At 67.7% G+C, this 20,140-nt stretch carries 12 protein-coding genes and 1 pseudogene; 9 read left to right on the top strand and 4 right to left on the bottom strand.

Annotated features, from left to right (window positions below; genetic code table 11):
* The first annotated feature begins 395 nt into the window (after nt 1–395).
* The 3 genes from I6A60_RS42365 to I6A60_RS36430 all read left to right on the top strand — a co-directional run bounded on the left by I6A60_RS42365 (nt 396) and on the right by I6A60_RS36430 (nt 4,275).
* Nucleotides 396–965, top strand: coding sequence for a 5-formyltetrahydrofolate cyclo-ligase (locus I6A60_RS42365; protein ID WP_307874047.1), 570 nt, complete (start codon nt 396–398; stop codon nt 963–965).
* Between the two features lie 235 nt (nt 966–1,200).
* Nucleotides 1,201–2,580, top strand: coding sequence for an alpha/beta hydrolase family protein (locus I6A60_RS36435; RefSeq protein ID WP_203020404.1), 1,380 nt, complete (start codon nt 1,201–1,203; stop codon nt 2,578–2,580).
* Nucleotides 2,581–2,835: 255 nt separating this feature from the next.
* Nucleotides 2,836–4,275: an alpha/beta hydrolase family protein gene (locus tag I6A60_RS36430; RefSeq protein ID WP_203020406.1), complete on the top strand. Its 1,440-nt coding sequence runs from the start codon at nt 2,836–2,838 to the stop codon at nt 4,273–4,275.
* A 271-nt stretch (nt 4,276–4,546) separates the two neighbouring features.
* Here the strand turns inward: I6A60_RS36430 and I6A60_RS43795 are convergent.
* Nucleotides 4,547–5,019 (bottom strand): annotated as a pseudogene (locus I6A60_RS43795) (Chromate resistance protein ChrB).
* 455 nt (nt 5,020–5,474) lie between these two features.
* On the opposite strand from I6A60_RS43795, the gene I6A60_RS36415 reads away from it, so the two are divergent.
* The 5 genes from I6A60_RS36415 to I6A60_RS36395 all read left to right on the top strand — a co-directional run bounded on the left by I6A60_RS36415 (nt 5,475) and on the right by I6A60_RS36395 (nt 12,786).
* Entirely contained in the window at nt 5,475–6,248 is a 774-nt protein-coding gene (locus I6A60_RS36415) for a COG4280 domain-containing protein (RefSeq protein WP_203020412.1), read from the top strand.
* 1 nt (nt 6,249) lies between these two features.
* The gene (locus I6A60_RS36410; protein WP_203020414.1) at nt 6,250–6,453 is read left to right on the top strand and encodes a hypothetical protein; all 204 of its coding nucleotides are present in this window, start codon (nt 6,250–6,252) and stop codon (nt 6,451–6,453) included.
* Nucleotides 6,454–7,219: 766 nt separating this feature from the next.
* Complete coding sequence (locus tag I6A60_RS36405) at nt 7,220–8,596, top strand: DUF6351 family protein (protein WP_203020415.1); 1,377 nt, start codon at nt 7,220–7,222, stop codon at nt 8,594–8,596.
* 42 nt (nt 8,597–8,638) lie between these two features.
* Entirely contained in the window at nt 8,639–10,384 is a 1,746-nt protein-coding gene (locus I6A60_RS36400) for an ABC transporter substrate-binding protein (protein ID WP_307874046.1), read from the top strand.
* Nucleotides 10,385–11,280: 896 nt separating this feature from the next.
* A complete protein-coding gene (locus I6A60_RS36395) occupies nt 11,281–12,786 on the top strand; it encodes an alpha/beta hydrolase domain-containing protein (RefSeq protein ID WP_307874045.1) in 1,506 nt (501 codons plus the stop codon).
* Between the two features lie 1,133 nt (nt 12,787–13,919).
* On the opposite strand, the gene I6A60_RS36390 is transcribed toward I6A60_RS36395, so the two are convergent.
* Entirely contained in the window at nt 13,920–14,423 is a 504-nt protein-coding gene (locus tag I6A60_RS36390) for an NUDIX hydrolase (protein WP_307874044.1), read from the bottom strand.
* Nucleotides 14,424–14,619: 196 nt separating this feature from the next.
* On the opposite strand from I6A60_RS36390, the gene I6A60_RS36385 reads away from it, so the two are divergent.
* Nucleotides 14,620–15,240: a hypothetical protein gene (locus I6A60_RS36385; protein WP_203020419.1), complete on the top strand. Its 621-nt coding sequence runs from the start codon at nt 14,620–14,622 to the stop codon at nt 15,238–15,240.
* A gap of 112 nt (nt 15,241–15,352) precedes the next feature.
* On the opposite strand, the gene I6A60_RS36380 is transcribed toward I6A60_RS36385, so the two are convergent.
* Together I6A60_RS36380 and I6A60_RS43215 are read right to left on the bottom strand one after the other, a co-directional pair.
* Nucleotides 15,353–18,160, bottom strand: a complete 2,808-nt coding sequence (locus tag I6A60_RS36380) for a hypothetical protein (RefSeq protein ID WP_203020421.1) — start codon at nt 18,158–18,160, stop codon at nt 15,353–15,355.
* Between the two features lie 384 nt (nt 18,161–18,544).
* Nucleotides 18,545–19,708, bottom strand: a complete 1,164-nt coding sequence (locus tag I6A60_RS43215) for a glycoside hydrolase family protein (protein ID WP_203020423.1) — start codon at nt 19,706–19,708, stop codon at nt 18,545–18,547.
* Nucleotides 19,709–20,140: the final 432 nt, after the last annotated feature.

Raw genomic sequence — 20,140 nt, 5'->3', positions numbered from 1 at the left:
ACCAGCCGCAGGGCAAGGCGGTCGTTCACACCTCAGATCATGAACCAAGATCCAACCAGCCACGTGAGACACCCTCTTAATCCGCGGGTTCGGGGTTCGAATCCCTGGCGGCGCACCCGTACGCAGGTCCCTGACCTGCGGGAACTGACCGGCCTAGAGCCGGTCTTTTTCATTCAAGATCGTTGTGGGCGTCAGGTGGGCGTGGACCCCGCCAGCGGGTCGCTGGCGGATCGTTTGGCCATGGACTGGCCAGGCGGCGACGGCCAGCCGCCCGCCCCGTGACACCCCAGCCGCGACCTGCCCAGGACACGCCGCGAACCGCCACCGATCCGGCCAGGGCCGCCCCGCCCAGCCCGACCGGACCGGCTGGCCGACCCGCGTCGCCCGCGGCCCGCGTGTGGACCACATTCGACCTCAAGCGGTCTGCCTTGCACGACGGCAAGCTGCTCTATACGGCGGTACCCCGCCTGGCTGCCCCGCTGCCGTTCTACGAGCTCGATCCGGCCACGCTCACCGTCCCTCCGGATGAGGCGGTGTCCCATCAGGCGGCGGCCCGACTGGGCCGCCCCGTTGACGTCGCCGCGATGCGCCCGGTCGACCTGATTGTCTGCGGGTCCGTCGCGGTCGACCTCCGGGGCGTCCGCGTCGGGAAAGGCGCCGGCTACACCGACCTCGAATTCGCCCTCCTGCAGGAAGCCGGACTCATCACCCCCACGACCACCATCGCCACCACCGTCCACGACCTCCAGGTCCTCGACGAGGAACTCCCCGCGACGCGGCACGACGTCAGCGTCGACCTGATCGTCACACCCACACAGGTGATCGCCTGCCGGGACACCCACCGGCCGGCCGGCCTCCACTGGGACGACCTCACCGACGACACGATCGCCCAAATCCCAGCGCTCGCCACCCGGCGGGCAGCGACCAGGCCAGCCGTCGACCCATTCGAGGCAAGGCCCACCTAGTACTGCACGCTGCGTCGTCATCCTCCTCATGCGGCCCTATCGCTCTCGTGCAGTGTGGCGATCACACTTGCACGCTCTAGCGCTCTCTGGTAGGAACTCGACTGCGCGGTCTAGTTAAGGGTCGGTCGAGACAGGAGGGTCAGCGTTGGCTGTCACCGGGAGTGTCGTGCGACCCGCAACGAACCGAGCGAAACGTGGACTTGCGGGGTGGGGCCTTACCGGGGTGGTGGCCGTCGTGGCCGCGTCACTGCTGGGCGCGTGCGGTAGTGGCGGCGGCCGACCTGCCGCTGTCGCCGTCCGGCAGCCGGCGGTGCCGCAACGCGCGCCGAGCCCTCCGGTGACGCTGGTGTCGGAGAGCCAGCTCTCGCCGCGACTATCCGAGCTCACCCTGCACACCAGCCTGCTGCCGTCGGACCCGAAGGTCCGAGTGCTCCTACCTGACGGTTACGCAACGTCGGGGCGGCGTTACCCGGTGATCTACCTCTTCCATGGCGGACTCGAAAACGCCTCGGCATGGACCACGCCGCCGGGGGACGCCGTGCAGGCGACCGCTGGCCTGCCAGTTATCGTCGTGATGCCCGACGAGGGCGACTTCGGCTATTACACCGACTGGTTCAACAACGGCGCCTTCGGGCCGCCGCTGTGGGAGACGTACAACGTCGACCAGCTCGTCCCGTGGATCGACGCCAAGTACCGCACCATCCGCGACCGGTCGGCCAGGGCTACGGCGGGACTTTCGTTGGGCGGAGGCGGGGCTGTCTCTCTCGCCGCCCGCCACCCTGACATCTACGGTGCCGCCGCCTCGTTCTCCGGCGCGGTCGACACGAACCCCACCGCCATCCGCTCCACCCTGGACCCGGTCGCCCCCCTGATCTGGGGCAGCCGGCAAGCCGAAGAGGTCCGGTGGCGGGGCAACGACGCCTGGGACCTGGCGGCCAACCTCGTCCACACCGACGTCTCCCTCTACACCGGCGACGGCGACCCAGGACCCGCTGGGCTCCAGAACTTGGAGAAGGCGGTGAAGGAGGGCACCGTCAACCTGCATAACCGCCTCACCGAACTAGGCATCCCGCACTATTTCGACGCCTACGGCCCCGGTCAGCACACCTTCACCTACTTCAATCGCGACCTGGCGCAATGGCTACCCCACGCGATGCGCTTCTTCGCCGAGAAACATACGCTACCCACCGCGTTCACCTACGCATCCATCAAGCCCGCCTACACGGCCTACGACTGGACGGTCACGGTGAAACGCCCAGCACTCGAGTTCAGCGCCCTGGAAGTGGCCAGCGCCGAGCGCTTCAGCGTGGTCGGTAGTGGCACGGCCACCGTGGTCACCGGCGCACTCTATGCACCGGGCGTGAAATACCGGATCACCACGGCCGCCGCTGGCGGATCGAAAACGGACTCGGTCACCGCCGACGGCAACGGGCGGCTCACGCTCCCAGTTGACCTGGGACCGGCCAATCCCGCCCAGCAATACACGGCCGCCGCGGACCACACGACCCCCACCGGCAACACGGCGCCGAGCGCCATCACCGACCCGCCGTTCTACACCCGCGGCAACGGCTCCAGTTTTTACCGTACGCAAATCCTCATCAGCCGCTCAAACTAGGTCCGGGCGGATGGAGCAGACGTCTGCGGTATCCGTTGTGTGGACTAGCCGGGACACCGGTTTGCGGGGACAGATAGTCGTCCGTGCTACTACTCGCAAACGAGCCGAACAGCTCCCGCATCTGCCTCTGAAAGCCCCGAGGGATGGGTCTTCGACGACAGGGCTGCGTCAGCGACCTTTCGGGCAGGCGGAGTTCCGGTGCGCAGACAACGGTTTCCAAGAGCTTCAACTATTCCAGCTTCTAGCAGGGGACACATGCCGCTCAAGCTAGTAGCCGCCGAAGTGTCGCTGCCCCGGAAACCCTTCGGCGGCCCGGTTCGAACCACGATCCTGGTCGTCACGCTGGGAACGGTGATGGCCCTCCTCGCCGCGTGCGCCAGCAATGGCAACAAACCGGCTGTCGCTGTGCGGGCACCGATGGTTACCCACCGTGTGTCAGCGCTGCCGCTGACACTGACGGCGAAAAAGCAGCTTTCGCCCAGGCTGTTCGAGCTCACCTTTCACACGACGGTCCTTCCCGGTGACACGACGAAGGCCCGTGTGCTGCTCCCCGCCGATTACGCGACCTCCGGCAAACGCTATCCGGTGCTCTATCTCATGCAGCCTGGACTCACTGACTACTCGTGGTGGACGAACCCCGCCGGTGGCGGCGCCGACGCGGAGACCGCCACTGCCGGACTGCCCCTGATCGTGGTGATGCCGGACGATGGCGACGCCGGGTTCTACACCGACTGGTTCAACCAGGGTAAGTTCGGGCCACCCGAATGGGAAACCTACGGCATTGACCAGCTCCTCCCATGGGTCGATGAGAACTACCGCACCATTGCGGACCGATCGGCCCGCGCCACCGCAGGCTTCTCCCTAGGTGGCCACGGCGCCGTCTCCTACGCCGCACGTCACCCCGACCTGTTCGGCGCCACAGCGTCGTTTTCCGGAAGCCTCAACAACAGCCTAACCCCTGGCGACGGACCATTGGCTTCAGTCGCCGGACTCATCTACGGCCACTATTTTGACCAGGAGGTACGGTGGCGGGGCGATAACTCGTGGGACCTGGCCGGCAACCTCGCCAACTCGGACGTTTCACTGTACGTCGGGACTGCCGAGTCCTTCATCAAGGACGAGGGGGTCTCTTTTAACGAACGCCTCCAGCGGCTCGGCATCAAACACTCGTGGACCTTGGACCCGAACGGCATGCATGACTCGCCATCCACCCAACGGCACCTGGTGGAGTGGCTTCCCCATCTGATGAGCTACTTCGCCACGAGACACAGTCTCCCCACGTCCTTCACCTACGATTCGATCGACCCGAGCTACAACGTCTACGACTGGACTGTCACGATGAAGCGTCCGGCGCTCGAGTTCAGCGCGCTGGAGGTTAAGGGAGCCGACCGCTTCACCGTGGCCGGTAGCGGCACGGCTCAGGTCGTCACGGGCGCGCTCTATGTACCGGGCAGGAAGTACGAGGTCACAGTTGCCAGTCCGGGTAACACCGCGGCGGCCCAGTCCTTGCGGGCCACTGCTGATGGACGTTTGGACCTGACCGTCCCGCTTGGTCCTGGAAATCCAAGGCAGCAGTACCTAGGAGTTCCTACGAACCCGCCTGGCACTCCGGGATCGAACACCGGTATGCCATTCTACGTTCGAGGTGATGCATCAAAGTTTACCCAGGTAACGGTAACCATCACCCAGTCATGAGCACCTGCCGACCCATGAGTAGTCAGGAGAGCACGGTGATTCATGCTCCTTTCGACGACGGCTGGCTCTCCCACCGGAAGGCCGAACCTTTCTTGGAGCCGCTGGGCCGGGGCGCCGCAACGCGCAGGAGGACGCCCAAGTGAGCCGCGGCCGACACTGCTGGTCGGTGCCAAGGGACGCTTCGACTACTCGCACTCGGACCTACAGGAGGGACTCATCGCGCCCATCGACCAACACGATCGGAGACAGTCATGGCGCGAGGGCCGGCAGGTCAGCGGGCCTCGCTCTCCTCGGCATAGACACGGGCCGCGTAGTCCTCCAGCGCGCGTTCGCACACGTCTAAGACATCCCGGGTCGACTGGGCCCCGGATGCGCCGAAGACGTCCCGAGCCCTGACCTTCGCGTACCAGTTACGGAGCTTGGCGAGGTCCCCGTCATTCTCCTCCAACTCGGCATAAGTGAAGTGGTCGGCGACGTATTCCTTTTTCAGTTGGTCCTGGAAGTCGTTGCATTTGTCCACGATCTCTTCGTATTCGTCGTTGCGGCGGCATCGAACGCGGCGAGGACCTCTGCTTCGCCAGCGAGAACGTCGCAGCTTAGGAGGTAGGCGACGCCACCCATCTCGGTGATCTCCTTGCGTAAAGTCCGCAGCGCCCGTTCGCCGGTCGCGCTGACGGGCAGAGCGGCGGCGGAGTTCTGGAGGTAAATCGCGCCGAGTCCCTTGAGCTTGCGCCACAAGCCCACGCGCAAGCGCGTGGGCTCGGAACGCACCCGGTAGATGAGCAGTAGCCAGCGAGCCGAATTGGTGCCGGTCGCCGTCCACTCACCTCCATCAGTGTGGGGCGCCTGCCAGTCGGCTTCGTCGTCACGGTGCGGACGGCTCGGTGGCACCCGGGGACTCCTCCTGTCGGCGCGGCGATGGGCACGCCGGCGCCCGCCCCCGCGTAGGCCGGTCGCGGGGGCTCGCCGGACCCTGGTCAGCAGGCTCGCGTGCGACCGGCCAGGCGGGCCGCTCGCGTGGATGACGGGTGGGCGTCACGAACACCCGCAGCCAATCACGCCCCCGGTGACCTACCTGGCCAGTCAGTCGTTGCATGCTAGAGCTAACGGCGGTTATCTTCACTTCCGAACGGCTGGCCGGGACACCGTGCCGGCCCGAGCCCGCCGGGGATACCCGTCGACCAGCGAGGGGAGTTGCCATGACCGCCGCATCGCTGTTCATCGCCGTCTTCCTTGCCTGTGCGGTCGAGGCCGTGGAGGCCACCACGATCGTTCTCGCCGCCGGCACCGCCCGTGACTGGCGCTCTGCGACGATGGGCCTGTTGACCGCCTTGTTCACCCTCGCCGTCATCGTCGCGGCGCTCGGTCCCGCCCTGGCACTGGTGCCTCTGCGTAGCCTTCGCTTGGTGGTCGGTGCGCTCCTTCTGGTCTTCGGCTTGCAATGGCTCCGCAAAGCCGTGCTGCGGGCCAGCGGCCACAAAGCACTGCACGACGAAACCAAGATCTTCCAGGCCGAACTCGCCGCAGCGCGTGCCGCGCGCGCCGGCCGGCGGGGATCGGTGCCCGACTGGTACGCGTTCACGCTGGCGTTCAAAGGTGTGCTCCTCGAGGGACTCGAAGTGGCCTTCATCGCGGTCACCTTCGGCAGCAACCAGCACAACCTGCCGCTAGCCGCTGTCGCGGCTAGTGCGGCGGTCGCGGTCGTCGCCACCGCCGGACTCGCGGTGCGCGCCCCTCTCGCGAGAGCCCCGGAGAACACCATGAAATTCACCGTCGGTGTCATGCTCACGGCATTCGGGATGTTCTGGGGCGCGGAAGGCGCCGGCGCCCGCTGGCCCGGCTCGGACGCGGCGCTGCTCGCTCTCGTCCCTGCCGTAGCGGTCTTCGCCCTCGGACTCGTCGCCGTCCTGCGCCGGATACCCCCTGCCCACGACGCCCCGTCGATCCCCGCCCTCCCCGCGGCGGCGAACTGACGTGACCGCCCGAGCCCGAGCCTTCCTCACCTTCAGCTACGACTTCGTCGTCGGAGACGACTGGCGGGTCGCGGCCGGCGTCGTCGCCGCCCTCGCCGCCACCTACGCGATCAGTACGACAGCCGCCCCCGCCTGGTGGCTACTCCCCACGGCGGTCCTCCTCCTTCTTCCCCTTAGCCTCCGGCGCGCGACACGACGACGTTGACCGCCCTCCGGCGGAGGTCCTGGGGTGGCGCTCGTATGCGGATCAGGCAGATCGCCCCGGCGAGAACCCAGGGATCGTCCGCGAAAGCCCACCCACCTCCACGAACGCTCCGGCCACGGCCCGCCGGCACCGCACACTGCAGCGTGACGGGCCGCGTGGGGACGCCATCCCGAGACCCGGTCGACAGCACCGACAACGCCCGTCTGCCCCGTCGGCGACAACCGCTCTTTTCCGGTCTGGACCGCGCCGGCTCCGCGAACTGCGTCCACTGGAGTGGAGAAACCGCACCCGGCCGCCCTGAATGCCTGCTACTCCTTCGATGGCTTGTCCCGCCACGTCACCCTCGCATGCCTGGCTCGGGCTTCATGGCATTCAGCCCACCGCGCCCAAAAGCCCCTGCGCCGGCCTGACACACAACGCGAGTCCGGACGCCACCTGCCAGGCCCTGCTGGAAGTCTGAACCAGCGCCAGCCGCTCCCAAGAACCGTCACCGAAACGAATTTTCCCAGTCCGCGCAGTCACCTAACACATTGCTATTGATGGGCTGACCCTTTCCGGACCGCTCCGAGCGAGACTCCCTTCCCCTGTGAACTTGCGCACGCTAGCAGGGAAACGCTATGTTGTAGCTAGCAGGACTAGAGCGCTCTAGGAAGAAGTCGATGTTGTTGTTACGGTCGCACCTTGAGGACCAGATGCGCCACAGCATCGACATTTTCCGGCGATCTTGGGACGCCGCAGTTCACCGACAAGCTGAAGGGGATGCGTTATGACAGAAGCCCGCGGTGGCAGTACCGACCGGATTACCGGGGAGGCGCAGCCCCCCGCGCCGAAACCGGCGGGCCCAGAGCCTGCGGCTCTTGCGTCAGGGCATCGCGGCGGTATTTTGCCCGGCGGCACCGAGTACCAAATCCAGGTGCCGGCGAACTGGAACGGCACCGTCATCAACGATCTGGACGCCGTGGACGCCCTCAACAGCATGTGCCCGCAGGCACGGTTTTTACTCGATCACGGCTATGCCTACTCCGGAACGACCCGGCGCTCTGACCGAAATGTCAATTTCGACCCCCGCGCGGAATGCGAGGAACAGGCGCAGGTCCTCGACATCTTCACAGCAGAATACGGGGCTCCGAGCTATGCCATCCAATTCGGCTGTTCCGGCGGCGGCCGGGTGGCCCTCCGTATGGCCGAGGGATATCCAGACCGCGTTGACGGTGCGATCTCCCTGAACGGCGTAGAGGGCATCGTGGTCTCCAACGACCGACTGGACCTTCTCTTCGCACTCAAGGCTTTGCTTGCGCCCGACAGCGACCTGCCGATCGTCGGCATCAGCGTTCAGGACAGCCAGAAGGCCCAGAAGGCCTGGGTCGAAATCTTGGACTCCGCACAGAAGACACCTAGTGGCCGGGCGAAGATTTCCCTGGCCGGCGCGCTCGCAAAGTGGCCGACCTGGGGCGGCATGGTCGCGGGTCTGGCGAGACCTGACCCGGACGACAAGGAAGCCGTTCAGCAGGCGATGATCAATTCAGTGATTCATGGTGCTATCTGGGCAACCGGAAACCGGCATATTTACGATGGTCCCGCCGGCGTGGTGTCGTGGAACACTGGAATCGACTACGAGTACTACTACGCTGACGCCGAACCGGATCAGAAAGAAATTGTGGGGGATCTCTACACCGACGCGAGGCTGAACCTTCAAAGTGATCTTAGTAGCGTCAATGCCTACCCGAGAATTACTGCCGCCGCAGGTGCCGTCGACCACTCGCGAGCGCGAGGACTGACCGGGAATCCCCAAATTCCTGTGCTGCAGATAAACACCGAAGGTGACTCTACCAGGTCGGCCGCAATGATGGCGGCATACGCCGAGGGAGTCACCAAGAACGGAAAGTCAGATCTCTACCGTCAGGCACTGATCGAGGCCTCCGGGCATTGCACGCACAATCCTTCCGAAATGGCGGCGGCGGTCGACACCATGATGGAGCGCCTGAAAACGGGCAGTTGGGGCGACAGAATCGACCCCGCGAGACTGAACGCGACAGGCAGAAGTTTCGGCCTCGGCGAACCACGATTCATCGCCACCGCGGGTCTTCCCACCCACGACAACCGAGCCTTCTTCCCTGACAGCGACTATCCCGGACCTCACTGAGCATAGTCGGAGCGAGATCAATCAGGATGACGATCTCGTTGCGTGCCACAGACGTTCCTGCTCGAAGTCTTTCCTCGTCATCTGTACGGCTTCACCGTCGGAGACGACTGGCGGGTCATCGTCGGCGTCGCCGTGCCTCTCGGCGCTACCCTCACGATCAGCGCCACCACTACAGCCTGGTGGCTAATCCCGACCGCCCTCCCGCTCCTGCTCTCCGACAGCGTCCGGCAGTCACGTCGAGGACACGGACTTCACCGTGTCGCTATCGCTCGGTCGTTACGTGATAGGAGCGCATTTCTATCAGTCCGGATCTCCATTTCTTCGCATGTACCTTGCGGATGCAATGAGGCCATACCGACGAAATTCACCGGCAATGTCCAGAAGGCCGCCCGACGGTCTCCCCTGGAGCTACCCCCAGCCCGGCCGACACGAATATGCCTTTCGCGTTCCACGCAGTCCCGCACAGACAACGGAGCATCGAACATGAGACCGCGCCACACCCAACGCCGAATAATATTACTGGCCGCGGCGGCCATCGTCATCGCCGTCACGGGCTGCAGCACCGCCAGTAAGAGTGCACCGACCGCGTCCCCCACAGTCACGCTCGCCGCACCCCCGGCCCCGCCGATCGCCCCGGGCGTGACCGCCGACAGCATCAAGATCGGCTTCGTCTTCCCCGACCTGTCCGTCGTCAAGCAGTACATCCATATCGACCACGGCGACTACAAAGCCACCTTCCAGGCACTGATCGACAAGGTCAACGCCGCTGGAGGCATCGACGGCCGCAAGATCATACCGGTGTACGGCGCGGTCAATGTCCTCTCACCGGCCGGCGCCAGCGACACCTGCGTCCACCTCACCCAGGACGAGAAGGTCTTCGCCGTGCTCGGCAGCCTCAACGCCGACGACGTGATGTGCTACGTCCAGACCCACAAGACAGCCGTCGTCGGCGGCGACCTCACCGCGCAGCGCTACGCCAAAGCCCAGGCGCCCTGGTTCTCCGACTCCCGTGACGGCGACCAGGCAGGCGACGGCATCAAGCTGTTCGCCGCCGACAACGCCCTCGCAGGCAAGAAGGTCGCGGTGATCGGGTACGCCGCCGACCAGAACGCCATAAAGACGGTTGTGTCACCGGCGCTCAACCGCCTCGGCATCACCCCGGTGTCCACCGCCATCCTCGACGCCCCCCTCAGCGACCCAGCCGCGGTCGCCCAGCAGACCGGCGTGTTCATCCAGAGATTCCAGTCCGCCGGCGCCGACAACGTGATCGTCGTCGGCGGAGCCTCAACCGAGTTCCCCGCCCAGCTCGAGAAGACCTCCTACCGCCCCCGACTCCTGTTCACCGACGTCAACCAAGCCGAGGCGTACACCACCGACAGCAGCAAGCACGACTTCAGCACCGTGCGCAACGCCGAAGCGCTCGGCGTGAACACCAACGACGCCGACCCGAGCAACCTGACATGCATCAACACCGTCGAATCGGCCATACCCTCCCTCAAAGGCAAAATCCTGGCCTCATCCAACGCGCGGCCCGGCTCCCCGACACCCGTGACATCCGAACGCGACGCATGCAGCACCCTCGCGATCTTCATGGCCATCGCTGAGAAAGCCGGTAAGAACCTCACCTACCAGACCTTCGAAAAAGCCGGCTTCGCGCTCGGCTCCTTGCACATCCCCGCCTACGTCGACACAGCGACCTACAGCCAGAACACACCAGCCGGCCAGATCCCGGCCCGCCTGTTCACCTACAACCCGGCAACAGGAAAGTTCGACGTCGCCACCAGATGAGCCACCTTTCCGCAGCGGGCTGTTGTGGGCGGAAGTCGGCCAAGGAGGTGACGGCGGCGCGTTGCCGCTCTGATCGATCACCTGGTCATCCGGTGCTCGCAGCCGCTGCGGATACGGACCGAACTGGACGACCGGCAGGAACGGCTCGATGAACGTCCACTCGGCATGTGTCACCTGGTCACGCGTCACCCACGACCCACGACAAGCTACCGGATCAACCTGCGGCTAGACCGACTCCACCCGACAGATCACCACCAGGTACGCGCCCTAGACCACTATGTCGCTAAGCAGCGGTGAGTTGCTCGCGGGCCAGCCCCCGTCACGGCCTAATAGTTCCTCCAGCCGTGCCCCCTTCCCCCCGGATGCGCTACCCACTGCGGCCACCGCAGCCTTCTCGTCGTGTCGCACAAACACGAAGACGGCGCGGTGGCCGCCCCACACCACACGCCACGCCGCGTCCCAGCAGAAACCGCGCGGCGATCGCCGCCGCCGTAGTACTACGCCGGGTCGTCGCCGTCGGAGGAAATCGGTTCGTGCCCCAATCGCGGAACACGACTGCCCGAGGATTACAAGAACGGCCGCAAAAGCAGCACGAGCGGCGCACCGCATCTCTGAACCGTGGATCGCGATCGGGACGCGACGGCACGAGCCCAACTTTCGTACCGTCCCTCAGCCACATAACGTGTTAGGAGAGTCGGTTGATCCGTACATCGGTCAGCGACGGCCGGTTCTTACACCGGAGAACGGACGTGCTCCCGGAAGGCTTCGGCGAGGTTGACGGCGCGCGAGCGCCGGAGAGGTCGCGCGCCGCTGCGTCGCTATCTTTGGGCCTCTTGCCGAGAATTCGGGGCAGGACGTCGACGAACCGCCGGTTGGCCCGTGGCACGTTCGTCGCGATGCTTGTCCTGATCGGGATGGCCACTGTGGCGTGCGGAGGCGATTCGGCCACGCATGCGGGGGCCGCGCAGACAACTCCGGTGGCCACGGCGCCCGCTGGTGACGTGCCGGTCCCGACGGTCGTCGGGCAGCTCACGGGCGGAACTCCGGCCGTCCCCATGAACGCTATGCCCGCCGACCTCCGCCAACGATTTCACTACTCCGAGACCGAGTTCGCCATCGAGGGAACCGCGCGGACGTTCACTCCGGTCGGCCCATTGAACGCTGACGGCCACTGGACAGTGAAAGCCACCGGCGGCGCCCACTACCGCACCCGGCTGCTGGTCCGCACTCCGGCCGATCCGAAGAAGTTCAACGGGACGGTCTTCGTCGAATGGCTGAACGTCAGCTCCGGTCAGGACCTCGACCCCGAGTTCGTCTTCGACCACGAGGCCCTTCTAGCTGAGGGAGCCGCCTATGTCGGTGTCTCCGCGCAGGCGTTGGGTGTGGTGGGCCAAGGCACGGCAGCCGTATCCGTCCAGGGCATCAGTACGAAACCGCTGATCGAGCAGAACCCAGCCCGGTACGCCGGACTCACCCACCCGGGTGACGACTACTCCTACGACATCTTCTCCCAGGCCGCCGCGGCGATCCGCTTCCCGAAAGGCCCCGCACCACTCGGTACGCTGCATCCAAAGAAGCTGATCGCGCTCGGCGAGTCGCAGTCCGCGTTCCGCATGGTCAGCTACGTCAACGCGGTGGCGCCCCTAGCGAAGATCTTCGACGGATACATGATCCACAGCCGGCCCGCCTCCGCCGCTCAGGTGCTCACGAGCGCTCCCGTTGCGATTCCTGCCGACACGATCGTGCGGAGCGACACCACGGTCCCGGTAATGATCATGCAGGCCGAGGGTGACCTGTTCGGCCGGCTGCACGCGATCCTCGCCCGGCAGGACGACTCGCGCACCATCGTCACCTGGGAAATGGCCGGTACCGCGCACGGCGACCTCAGCGGGGTCAACTACCAGGTGAGATCAATCGCGGAGTGGAACCCCACGGCCGCCATCGGTGTCAATGCCGGCGCTGCCGTAAGCGGCTTGTGTGGCGGCCCGATCAACGACGGCCCAGAGGACCAGATCGTGGGGGCGGGCCTGGCGGCGATGACAGCATGGGTGGCCGACGGGACCAGACCACCGGTCGCGCCGCGGCTGCGGGTCACTGACGACAACAGCGCCGTCGCGCGAGACCAGTTCGGCATCGCGCTCGGTGGAATCCGGAACCCCGCTGTGGACGTGCCGATCGCCACCAACAGCGGCGAGCCCAGGACGGCCTCCAGCGTCGTCTGCGTCCTGTTGGGCAGCTCAACCCCGTTCGACAAAGCCAGGGTCGCGTTGCTGTACCCGACACACGCCGACTACGTCTCGAAGGTCACCGAGTCCGCGGGCGCCGCCGTCAGGGCCGGTTTCCTGCTGCCATCCGACCGGGACGCCGCCATCGCCGCCGCCGAGCACTCTGCGGTTCCCTGAACGGGACGACATCGATCGTGACGAAACCGCTGGGGCAAAAGATGGTCGGGATAGTCCGAACGATGCTGAGATCACAGGGTGGCGGTTGAGTCGTCGGACAAGAATCACCTGCGTTGGCAGCGTTTCGTCGTACTGGGTCCCTGTCGCGGGCCGGGTAGCTCGGGGAATCTCACCCCCGGGTTACCCGGCCCTGTCGTGGTGCCGCTCGTCGCCTTGCCCCGCGTCGGTCGCTGCGATCGAGCTGGCGGACCGTAGCCGGTTCCTCGCCCCTGAGGCCGTTATCGGCGATCTCAACACTTGACTGCTGTCCGCAGCGCCGATGTCGCCCCCGATGTCCATCCGATGGGTCCACGCCCTCGCAGAGAGCCAGCATCACGGGCACGCGGCCCGGCAAACATCCACGCTCCGACCGCCTAGGCGTCGGTGCCAACGGGCGGCGGGCGAGGGTACGGCCATATCCCCGCCACCGTAGGCGGCGGGGTCCCGGGCGTCGGCTCTGTCAGCTCCCGTTCTACACAGGGGTCAGCTGGCGCCGATCTGGGAATCCGTTGCGTCAAAGGGTTACCTCTACAGCGCGTGGTCACGGCGAGTGAGATCCGCTGCGAGGGTGCTGACGCCCGCCCGGCCGGTCTGATGCGCGAGAACATGATCAGTTCTCGCGCATCAGATCCGTTCCAGCGATGCTGTTGCTGTATTGCCGTCCCGATCCCAGGCCAACCTTGGGGTGGCTCGCGGCGCGGGCGTGGTGTGAGCTGGCGCGAATCGACCTAGGCGACGGTGAGAACACGGCTGGTGGCAGACCTTGCGAGCAGCGGAGTTCCTGGGAACGCAGGGAGTTGTCTCAGCGGATCCTCCTGCGACTGGAACTCCGCTGTCTATCTCGGCCCAGTTGCCGGACCTCGCCGTGGCCGCCACTGCCACGCGCGGCCACGGCACCCTCGCGGCTCTTGCTCTCCAGGGGTTTCAGCCCCGGGGCCGTTCTCGCCGTTCAGGCATGAGTTCCGAGCGTATGGCGACGGCACCCGAGGGGCCGGACCGGGCGATTGAGGTGGCCGGCAGACAGCTCCGTTCTGCGTGCGCGACGCACCCGGGGAGCGTCCGCGGCGGGAGTGGCACCTCGGCGGGTGCTGCGGTCAGCGCAGCGGTGTGCCGTCTTCGAGGTAGGCGGTCTCACCGGCCGCGCGAGCTACCAGGCACGCGGCGACGCGCCGGGCGAGCAGCGGGACCATCAACCCGGGCAGTTGGTCGAGGGTCGCGAACGTCCACGCGGCCAGTTCCTCGGCAGGCAACTGGATCGCCGCGGCGTCGATCGGAGTGAGCCGCCCGCCGTCGAACACGACGATCAGCCCCTCGGTGCGTTCGCGTGTCGGCGGCACCCAGTCGACCGCGAGAAGGCCGCCGAGCGGCCGGTCGAGGCTCAGTTCTTCAAACAATTCCCGCCGGGCCGCTGCGTGCGGGGATTCGTCCTGTTCGACGACACCGCCCGGGAGATCCCAGCCTGGCCGGTACGTCGGCCGCGCGATCAGGACCCGGTCGTCGTCGTCCACGAGCACCACCGCGGCGGCCATCCGCTTACGCGGCAGCCCACGCTGCCATTCGAGCGCAGGCGAATCGGCAGCAATGTCCACGGTCGTCACCGTAGCGGGCCTCGGTCACGTCGCCGGTGAGCGCGGCACACGAGCCAACCCGACAGCTCCGACCACGGCGAGGATGGCCCCCAACCACAGACCGAGCCGATGTCCGCCGCCGCGCCTGTCGGCCGTTTCGGGTGATGGCTGTCGATCTTTAGTCGCTCTACGCCAGCCGTTCGTGTGGCCTCCGTATGCTTCCGGCGTGCAGATCATGGCGGTAGGACCGCAGGCAGGCGGCCTGATCGCGATCGGCGCGCAGGCGACCGGGATCCTGGCCATCGGCCAGAGCGCCACCGGCGTCCTGGCGATCGGCCAGCTGGCGACCGGCGTGGTGGCCATCGGGCAGGTCGCCACCGGCGTCGTCGCCATCGGCCAGCTGGCCCGCGGTGGACTCGTGGTGGGCCAGCTGGCGCTGGGCTTGGTGTCCTTTGGCATGCTCTCGATAGGCGTGTGCTGGTCGGCCGGCCTGGTCGGGATCGGTGCCTTTTCCGGTCCGGGCTTCATCGTGAGCCTGTTCGGGCGCCTGGTCCTACGACGGCTTCCCGGCCGGGCTATCGGGCTACCGCAGGTCACGGGGCAGCGTCCCTCCGGCGGTGCGAACCCCAAAGTGACACCCGGCGGAGCGATCGAACTGGCGGATGCCAGCCGTGCGCCCAGGCTGGTGACGGCCGCGAGTCTCACGCCGCGACGGCTGGCAGTCGGGGTAGCCGTATCGGTTGCCATCGCCGTGGTGTGGTGGTTCGGGGCTGGAGCGTCACTGGTTGACGCCCTGACCCCCGGCGCATCCAAGGGCGTCTCGATCGAGGCGCCTCAGGAAGGCTGATCGAACGGCCAGATCTGGATGGACCCAACGGGGAGCCAGCGAAGCAACTCGCCAGCGGTTGCGTGCTTTGGTAGGGCCGCGCCGTCGGTCGGCCGGAGGCGCCTGCCGCGGGCTACGTGAAGAGGGGCGGAATCCAGATCTTCCCGATGTCGACCTCCTTGTCTTTGGACGGACCTGGCGGACCTGGCGGTCCGGGGGGCCCGACCGGCCCAGCGGGTCCGACCGGCCCAACGGGTCCCGCCGGTCCGGCAGGCCCAGCCGGTCCCGCAGGCCCCGCAGGTCCGGCAGGCCCAGCAGGCCCGGCAGATCCGGCAGGCCCAGCCGGTCCGGGTGGGCCGGCGGGGCCTGTGCCGGAACGTAGGGGGGTCGAGGTGGTTGAAGGCTTCGAGGTCACTGTGGCTCCGGACGCTGGTGTCGCGCTCGCGGTTGCCACGTTCTCGACCTTCCCAGCGGCGACGTCGGCCTGGGTGGTCGTGTAGTCGGCCGTGCAGATTGTCATCGCCGCGGCGGCCAGTGTCGCCACTGGGCAGTCCACGGCCGACAGGCCGGGCATCGGGTCGTTCACCGCGAGGTTGGTGAGCGTGACAGTGCTGCGGTTGTTGATGAGGTACAGGTACGTCAGTCGCTCACCCGCGGCGGTGAAGGACGTGGCGTTGACGATCTTCACCAGCGACAGGACCGGTACCGACAACGTCGCGATCGACGGCTCGGAGACGACCGGCGGACCCGACGGTGGCGTGCCCGCCGCCCACGCGCTGTTGCTCAGTGTGCCCTTTTCGGCGTCGGCCTGGGTCGTCACGTAGCTGGCGGTGCAGGTCGTCGCCCCTCCCGGAGCCAGGTTCGCCGCGGCACAGCGCACCGGTGACACACCTGCCAGGGCGTCGACGACGAACACGTTGGTCAGCGGCTGGCTGCTGGTGTTCGTCGCTACGTAGGTGAAGTCGATCGGCTCGCCCGGGCCCGTGAACGACGTCTGGGCCACGGACTTCCGCAGTGAGATCGTCTCCCGCGGCAGCAGGGTCGCGGACGTCACCGCGGGCGCCGAGATCACCGGTGGTCCAGACGAAGGCTGCCCGGTCACTACCGCCAGACTGTCCACCGATCCCCGGGCGACGTCCTGGTCCGTGATGCTGTAGTCGGCGGTGCAGGACATCGTCACGCCGGGCAGCAGCCCGTCGACGGGGCAGGAGATCGACCCGGTTTTCACAGCCTCGGTGATCCTGATCTTCCCCAAGGGGACATTGCCGGTGTTCGTCACCAGGTAGAGGTAGTGCAGCACCTGCTGGGTGACGGGGACGGTGGCCGGAGCCACCTGCGCCACCAGGGCGATGCCGGGATTCGGCGGCTCGACGGGACGGCCCGGTGTCGTCGTGACCGCCGGGGCGGAGACGACCGGCGGCGAGCCGGCCGCCGCTCCGTACGCGAACGCGTCGTTGCGGACCTGGCCGACGTTCACGGCGGCCTCGGTCGTGAGGTAGGAGGCGGTACAGGTCATCGCCGCGCCCGGGGCCAGGGCCGTCGCCGGGCAGGCAACCGGCGTCAGCCCGGGCAGGCCGTCCACGACGTGGACGCCGGACAGGCCGACCGGACCGGTGTTCGTCACCAGGTAGGAGTAGTCCAGCCGCTGACCCGCGCCGACGAACTCGGCCGGCGTGGCGGACTTGGCCAGGGAGATCGCACCGACTGTCGGGGGAACGGGCCCGGCACCCTGGGCCCGCCCGACGGCCACCAGGGGCGGCAGGGTGTACAACTCGCCCGATGGCGTGGTGGCGACGAGGCGGGTCGCGTCCGCGATGAAGCCGGCGTCGATGTCGGCCTGAGTCGCGACGGTCTTGACCATGCAGAAGAAGGTGTTGTTGATCGGGCCGCCGGCGCTGGCTGGCGGCACCGTCTTGGCGCAGAGCACGCCAGCGGCAGGGGCGGCCTGTGACGACTCCAGCGTGACGTCGGTCAGCGTGACGTTTCCGTTTCGGACCAGCTGGTAGGTGAAGGTGACCGGATCACCGGCCTTGCTGAACGAGGAGGTGCCCGCGAATCCCATCTGGAGGCTCGGGTTCTGGTCGGCGTGCGCGAGCACCGTCGTGGCCGCCGACGTCCAGCTGCCGGTGGCGAGCCGTCCGGTGACGACGGCACCGATGTAGATCGATCCACGGTCCACGTCCGGCTGGAGGACGAGTGTCAGGCTGTCGCAGTTCATCGACGCACCGGGGGCGAGTTCCCGCGCCGTGCAGGAGATCTGGGTATTCGGCGCTGTCACCTGCGGGATGGAGATCTCACTCAGCGGCACGGTACCGGTGTTGGTGACGACGAAGGTGATGGTCAGTTGAGAGGACGGGAAACCACGCGGGATAGCGAAGACGGGCGAGACCGCCGGGCCCGCGATGCTGATCGATCCGGCCGGGGGTGGGAGCGTCGAGCTGGCGGAGCTGTGCGCCGGCGCCGAGGTCACCGGGGGGCCGGACGGCGGCGTGCCGTTCGCGACGGCCGTGTCCTCGATCTGCCCGCGGTCGACGTCCGCCTGGGTCGTCACGTAGGTGGCGGCGCAGGTAGTGGTCGCCGCCGGTGCCAGCTCCGTGGCCGTGCAGGTCACCGGCGACACGCCGGCGAGTGCGTCGTGGACGACGACGTTCGTCAGCGGTGTGTCACCGCTGTTCGTCACCAGGTAGGAGTAGTCGAGCGTCTGACCGACGCCGGAGAAGGAGCTTGGCGCCACCGACGTGGCCACCGTGATCGCGGGAACCAGCGGCGCGGCGGCAGTCGACGGACCGCCGGGACCGGGTGGCGTGACGGCCATGGCCGGGGCCACGGTCGCTGTCAGCACGGTGAACGCGACCACGGCCGTCACGAGCCAGGCCAGCGGGCCCGCGGATCCGGCCGGCGCGAGCAGACCCGCCCGGCGGCGCGGTGGACGACTCGACATGCTCGCTCCTCGGCCTGGCCGCCCGCGGACGCCCGAGACTGCGACGGGCCGGCAGCAGGCGTCGATGGACCAGCACAGCACGGTCGTGCGTCACACCTGGTGATGCGACCTTCGGCGAGAATTACACAGAGTGATCGAGCGTCGGTGGAACTCGTGCTCGGCGCGTCGTCGTCGCTCATCCGCCCGAGATCCGCGTAGTGGAGAGTCCGCCGGGCCGCGCGACCTACAGGCTGCGGAAGCTGCTCGCCGACTCCTGAGCCGCTCATCGGAGACCTGGGCCACCTCGTCGACAGGCTGACCGCCCGCGCCGGCCGCCTCGTCGCCTGCTGGGGAACAACGACGGGCGCGAAGTCGAGCCGTCCCAGCCAGCGCCGGCGACGGTGTCTAGTTGGGGGCGCCGGCCTGGCGGTAGGCGACTCCCGCCGGGTTCGGGTTGCCCTGCGGGTCATAGAGGCCGGTGAGGCTGCCCGGGGTCGCTGGGAGGGCGAACCAGGCGTACCGGCCTACGAAGGGCAGGCTTTCCAGCATCGTCGTCGAGGCGGTCACGAACTCGGCCTGCTGCTGCGTCGACGGCGCCCGAGCCGAGCCGCCGGAGAAGTCCATCAGCGCGTACTCGGTGAGCCAGATCGGTAGGTGGTAGCGGTCGTAGACCGCCTGCAGGTAGGACCGCAGCTGGCCGACGGCGCGGGTGGAGTCGAAATCACCTCCGTACCAGTGCAGGGCGATGAAGTCGACGCGGTAGCCGCGCTGGCGGGCGCCGGCCATGAACCGGTCCAGCCAGCCGCCCGGGTCGGCGCCGCCGGCGGCGACCGCGGGGCTGCCGAGCTGTCTGCCGGTGGCTTGTAGTTGCGGCCACAGGTCGAGGGCCTGGTCGACGGTCATGTTCGCCTGGCCGCCGAGGTCCGGCTCGTTGAAGCCGAGCAGCGTGTCACCGGCGGCCGCGGCCTGGGCCAGCGTCGCCGGGTTGACCGATCCGGCACCCCAGATCATCGGCACGAACCGGGTGCCCGCCGGCGGCGTCACGGCCCCGGGCGTCGCGGCCCAGTTGTAGAACCAGGACACTCCAACGTCACTCAGTGCCTTCTGCAGGCCGCCGAAACTCCAGACGCTGACGCCCTTGCGCGCCGAGCCCGCGCCCGGCGGTCTAGGCGGCGCGACGGTGACCGTGGGCCGGGGGGACGGTGTGGCCGAGGGTGTCGGCGTGGCTGAGGGCGCCAGCGTGCCCGCGAGTGTCGGCGTGGCCGTCTCCGACGGCCCGGTGGTCGTCGGAGGCGGCGCGGCACGGGACGTCGACGGCTGCGCCGAGCCGGGGCCGCCGGTCGATCCGGCCAGCGGCACCCTCGTGCCGGGCGCGCAGCCCGCGAGGGCGAGAACGACGACGGTGGCGGCCACCAGGCCCAGCCAGCCCCGCGCCCACCGCCACGGCCGGCGCCGACGGCCCGGCCGCCGTGGTCCTCGGGCCGCCGCCGGTCCGAGGCCGGCCGGCGACTCGCGGCCGTCCGTTCCGGAATGCAGGAAGCCGTCGCCGGCCCCCGTACCTACCCGCATAGCCTCTCCTCACCGTGGTGACGAACTGGCTGTGCGTCCGGCCGACCCCATGCCCCTGAGCCGATGCCCCTACGGCGCGAACACGCTAAAACGGATGAATTCGATCAATATTCGCATAGCCGTCGGCGTGCCCGGCCACCACCCGTGCCCGTGACCAACCGGCGGGCCGGCGTCACCTTCCGGCGCTGGTGATCAGGGCGGTCCGGAGGTCCGTCACCGGATCTACGTCGGCACCACGATCGCCGCGATCGCGCAGGCCGCAGACCTCCCGGCGCAGACGATCTACTTGACGTTCGGCGGCGCCCTGATCACACAGCTGCTGCCTTAGAAGCCCGTCCAAGGGACGGGCGCGGGGCCCCGGGGGGGGCGGGGGGGCGGGGGGTGGTTGGGTTTTGGTGCGGGGCCCCCCGGGGGGGGCCACCCGCACGCACC

The organism is Frankia sp. AgB1.9, assembly GCF_016786355.1.
GTDB lineage: Bacteria > Actinomycetota > Actinomycetes > Frankiales > Frankiaceae > Pseudofrankia.
The sequence above is the reverse complement of the archived record's forward strand: the minus strand, read 5'-3'. Positions and strand labels throughout refer to the sequence as shown.

Excerpts from the sequence above, each read along its gene's own strand:
- I6A60_RS36430 (WP_203020406.1), top strand. The coding sequence starts at position 2,836 with ATGCCGCTCAAGCTAGTAGCCGCCGAAGTGTCGCTGCCCCGGAAACCC.
- I6A60_RS36415 (WP_203020412.1), top strand. The coding sequence starts at position 5,475 with ATGACCGCCGCATCGCTGTTCATCGCCGTCTTCCTTGCCTGTGCGGTC.
- I6A60_RS36405 (WP_203020415.1), top strand. The coding sequence starts at position 7,220 with ATGACAGAAGCCCGCGGTGGCAGTACCGACCGGATTACCGGGGAGGCG.
- I6A60_RS36395 (WP_307874045.1), top strand. The coding sequence starts at position 11,281 with ATGCTTGTCCTGATCGGGATGGCCACTGTGGCGTGCGGAGGCGATTCG.
- I6A60_RS36380 (WP_203020421.1), bottom strand. The coding sequence starts at position 18,160 with ATGTCGAGTCGTCCACCGCGCCGCCGGGCGGGTCTGCTCGCGCCGGCC.
- I6A60_RS43215 (WP_203020423.1), bottom strand. The coding sequence starts at position 19,708 with ATGCGGGTAGGTACGGGGGCCGGCGACGGCTTCCTGCATTCCGGAACG.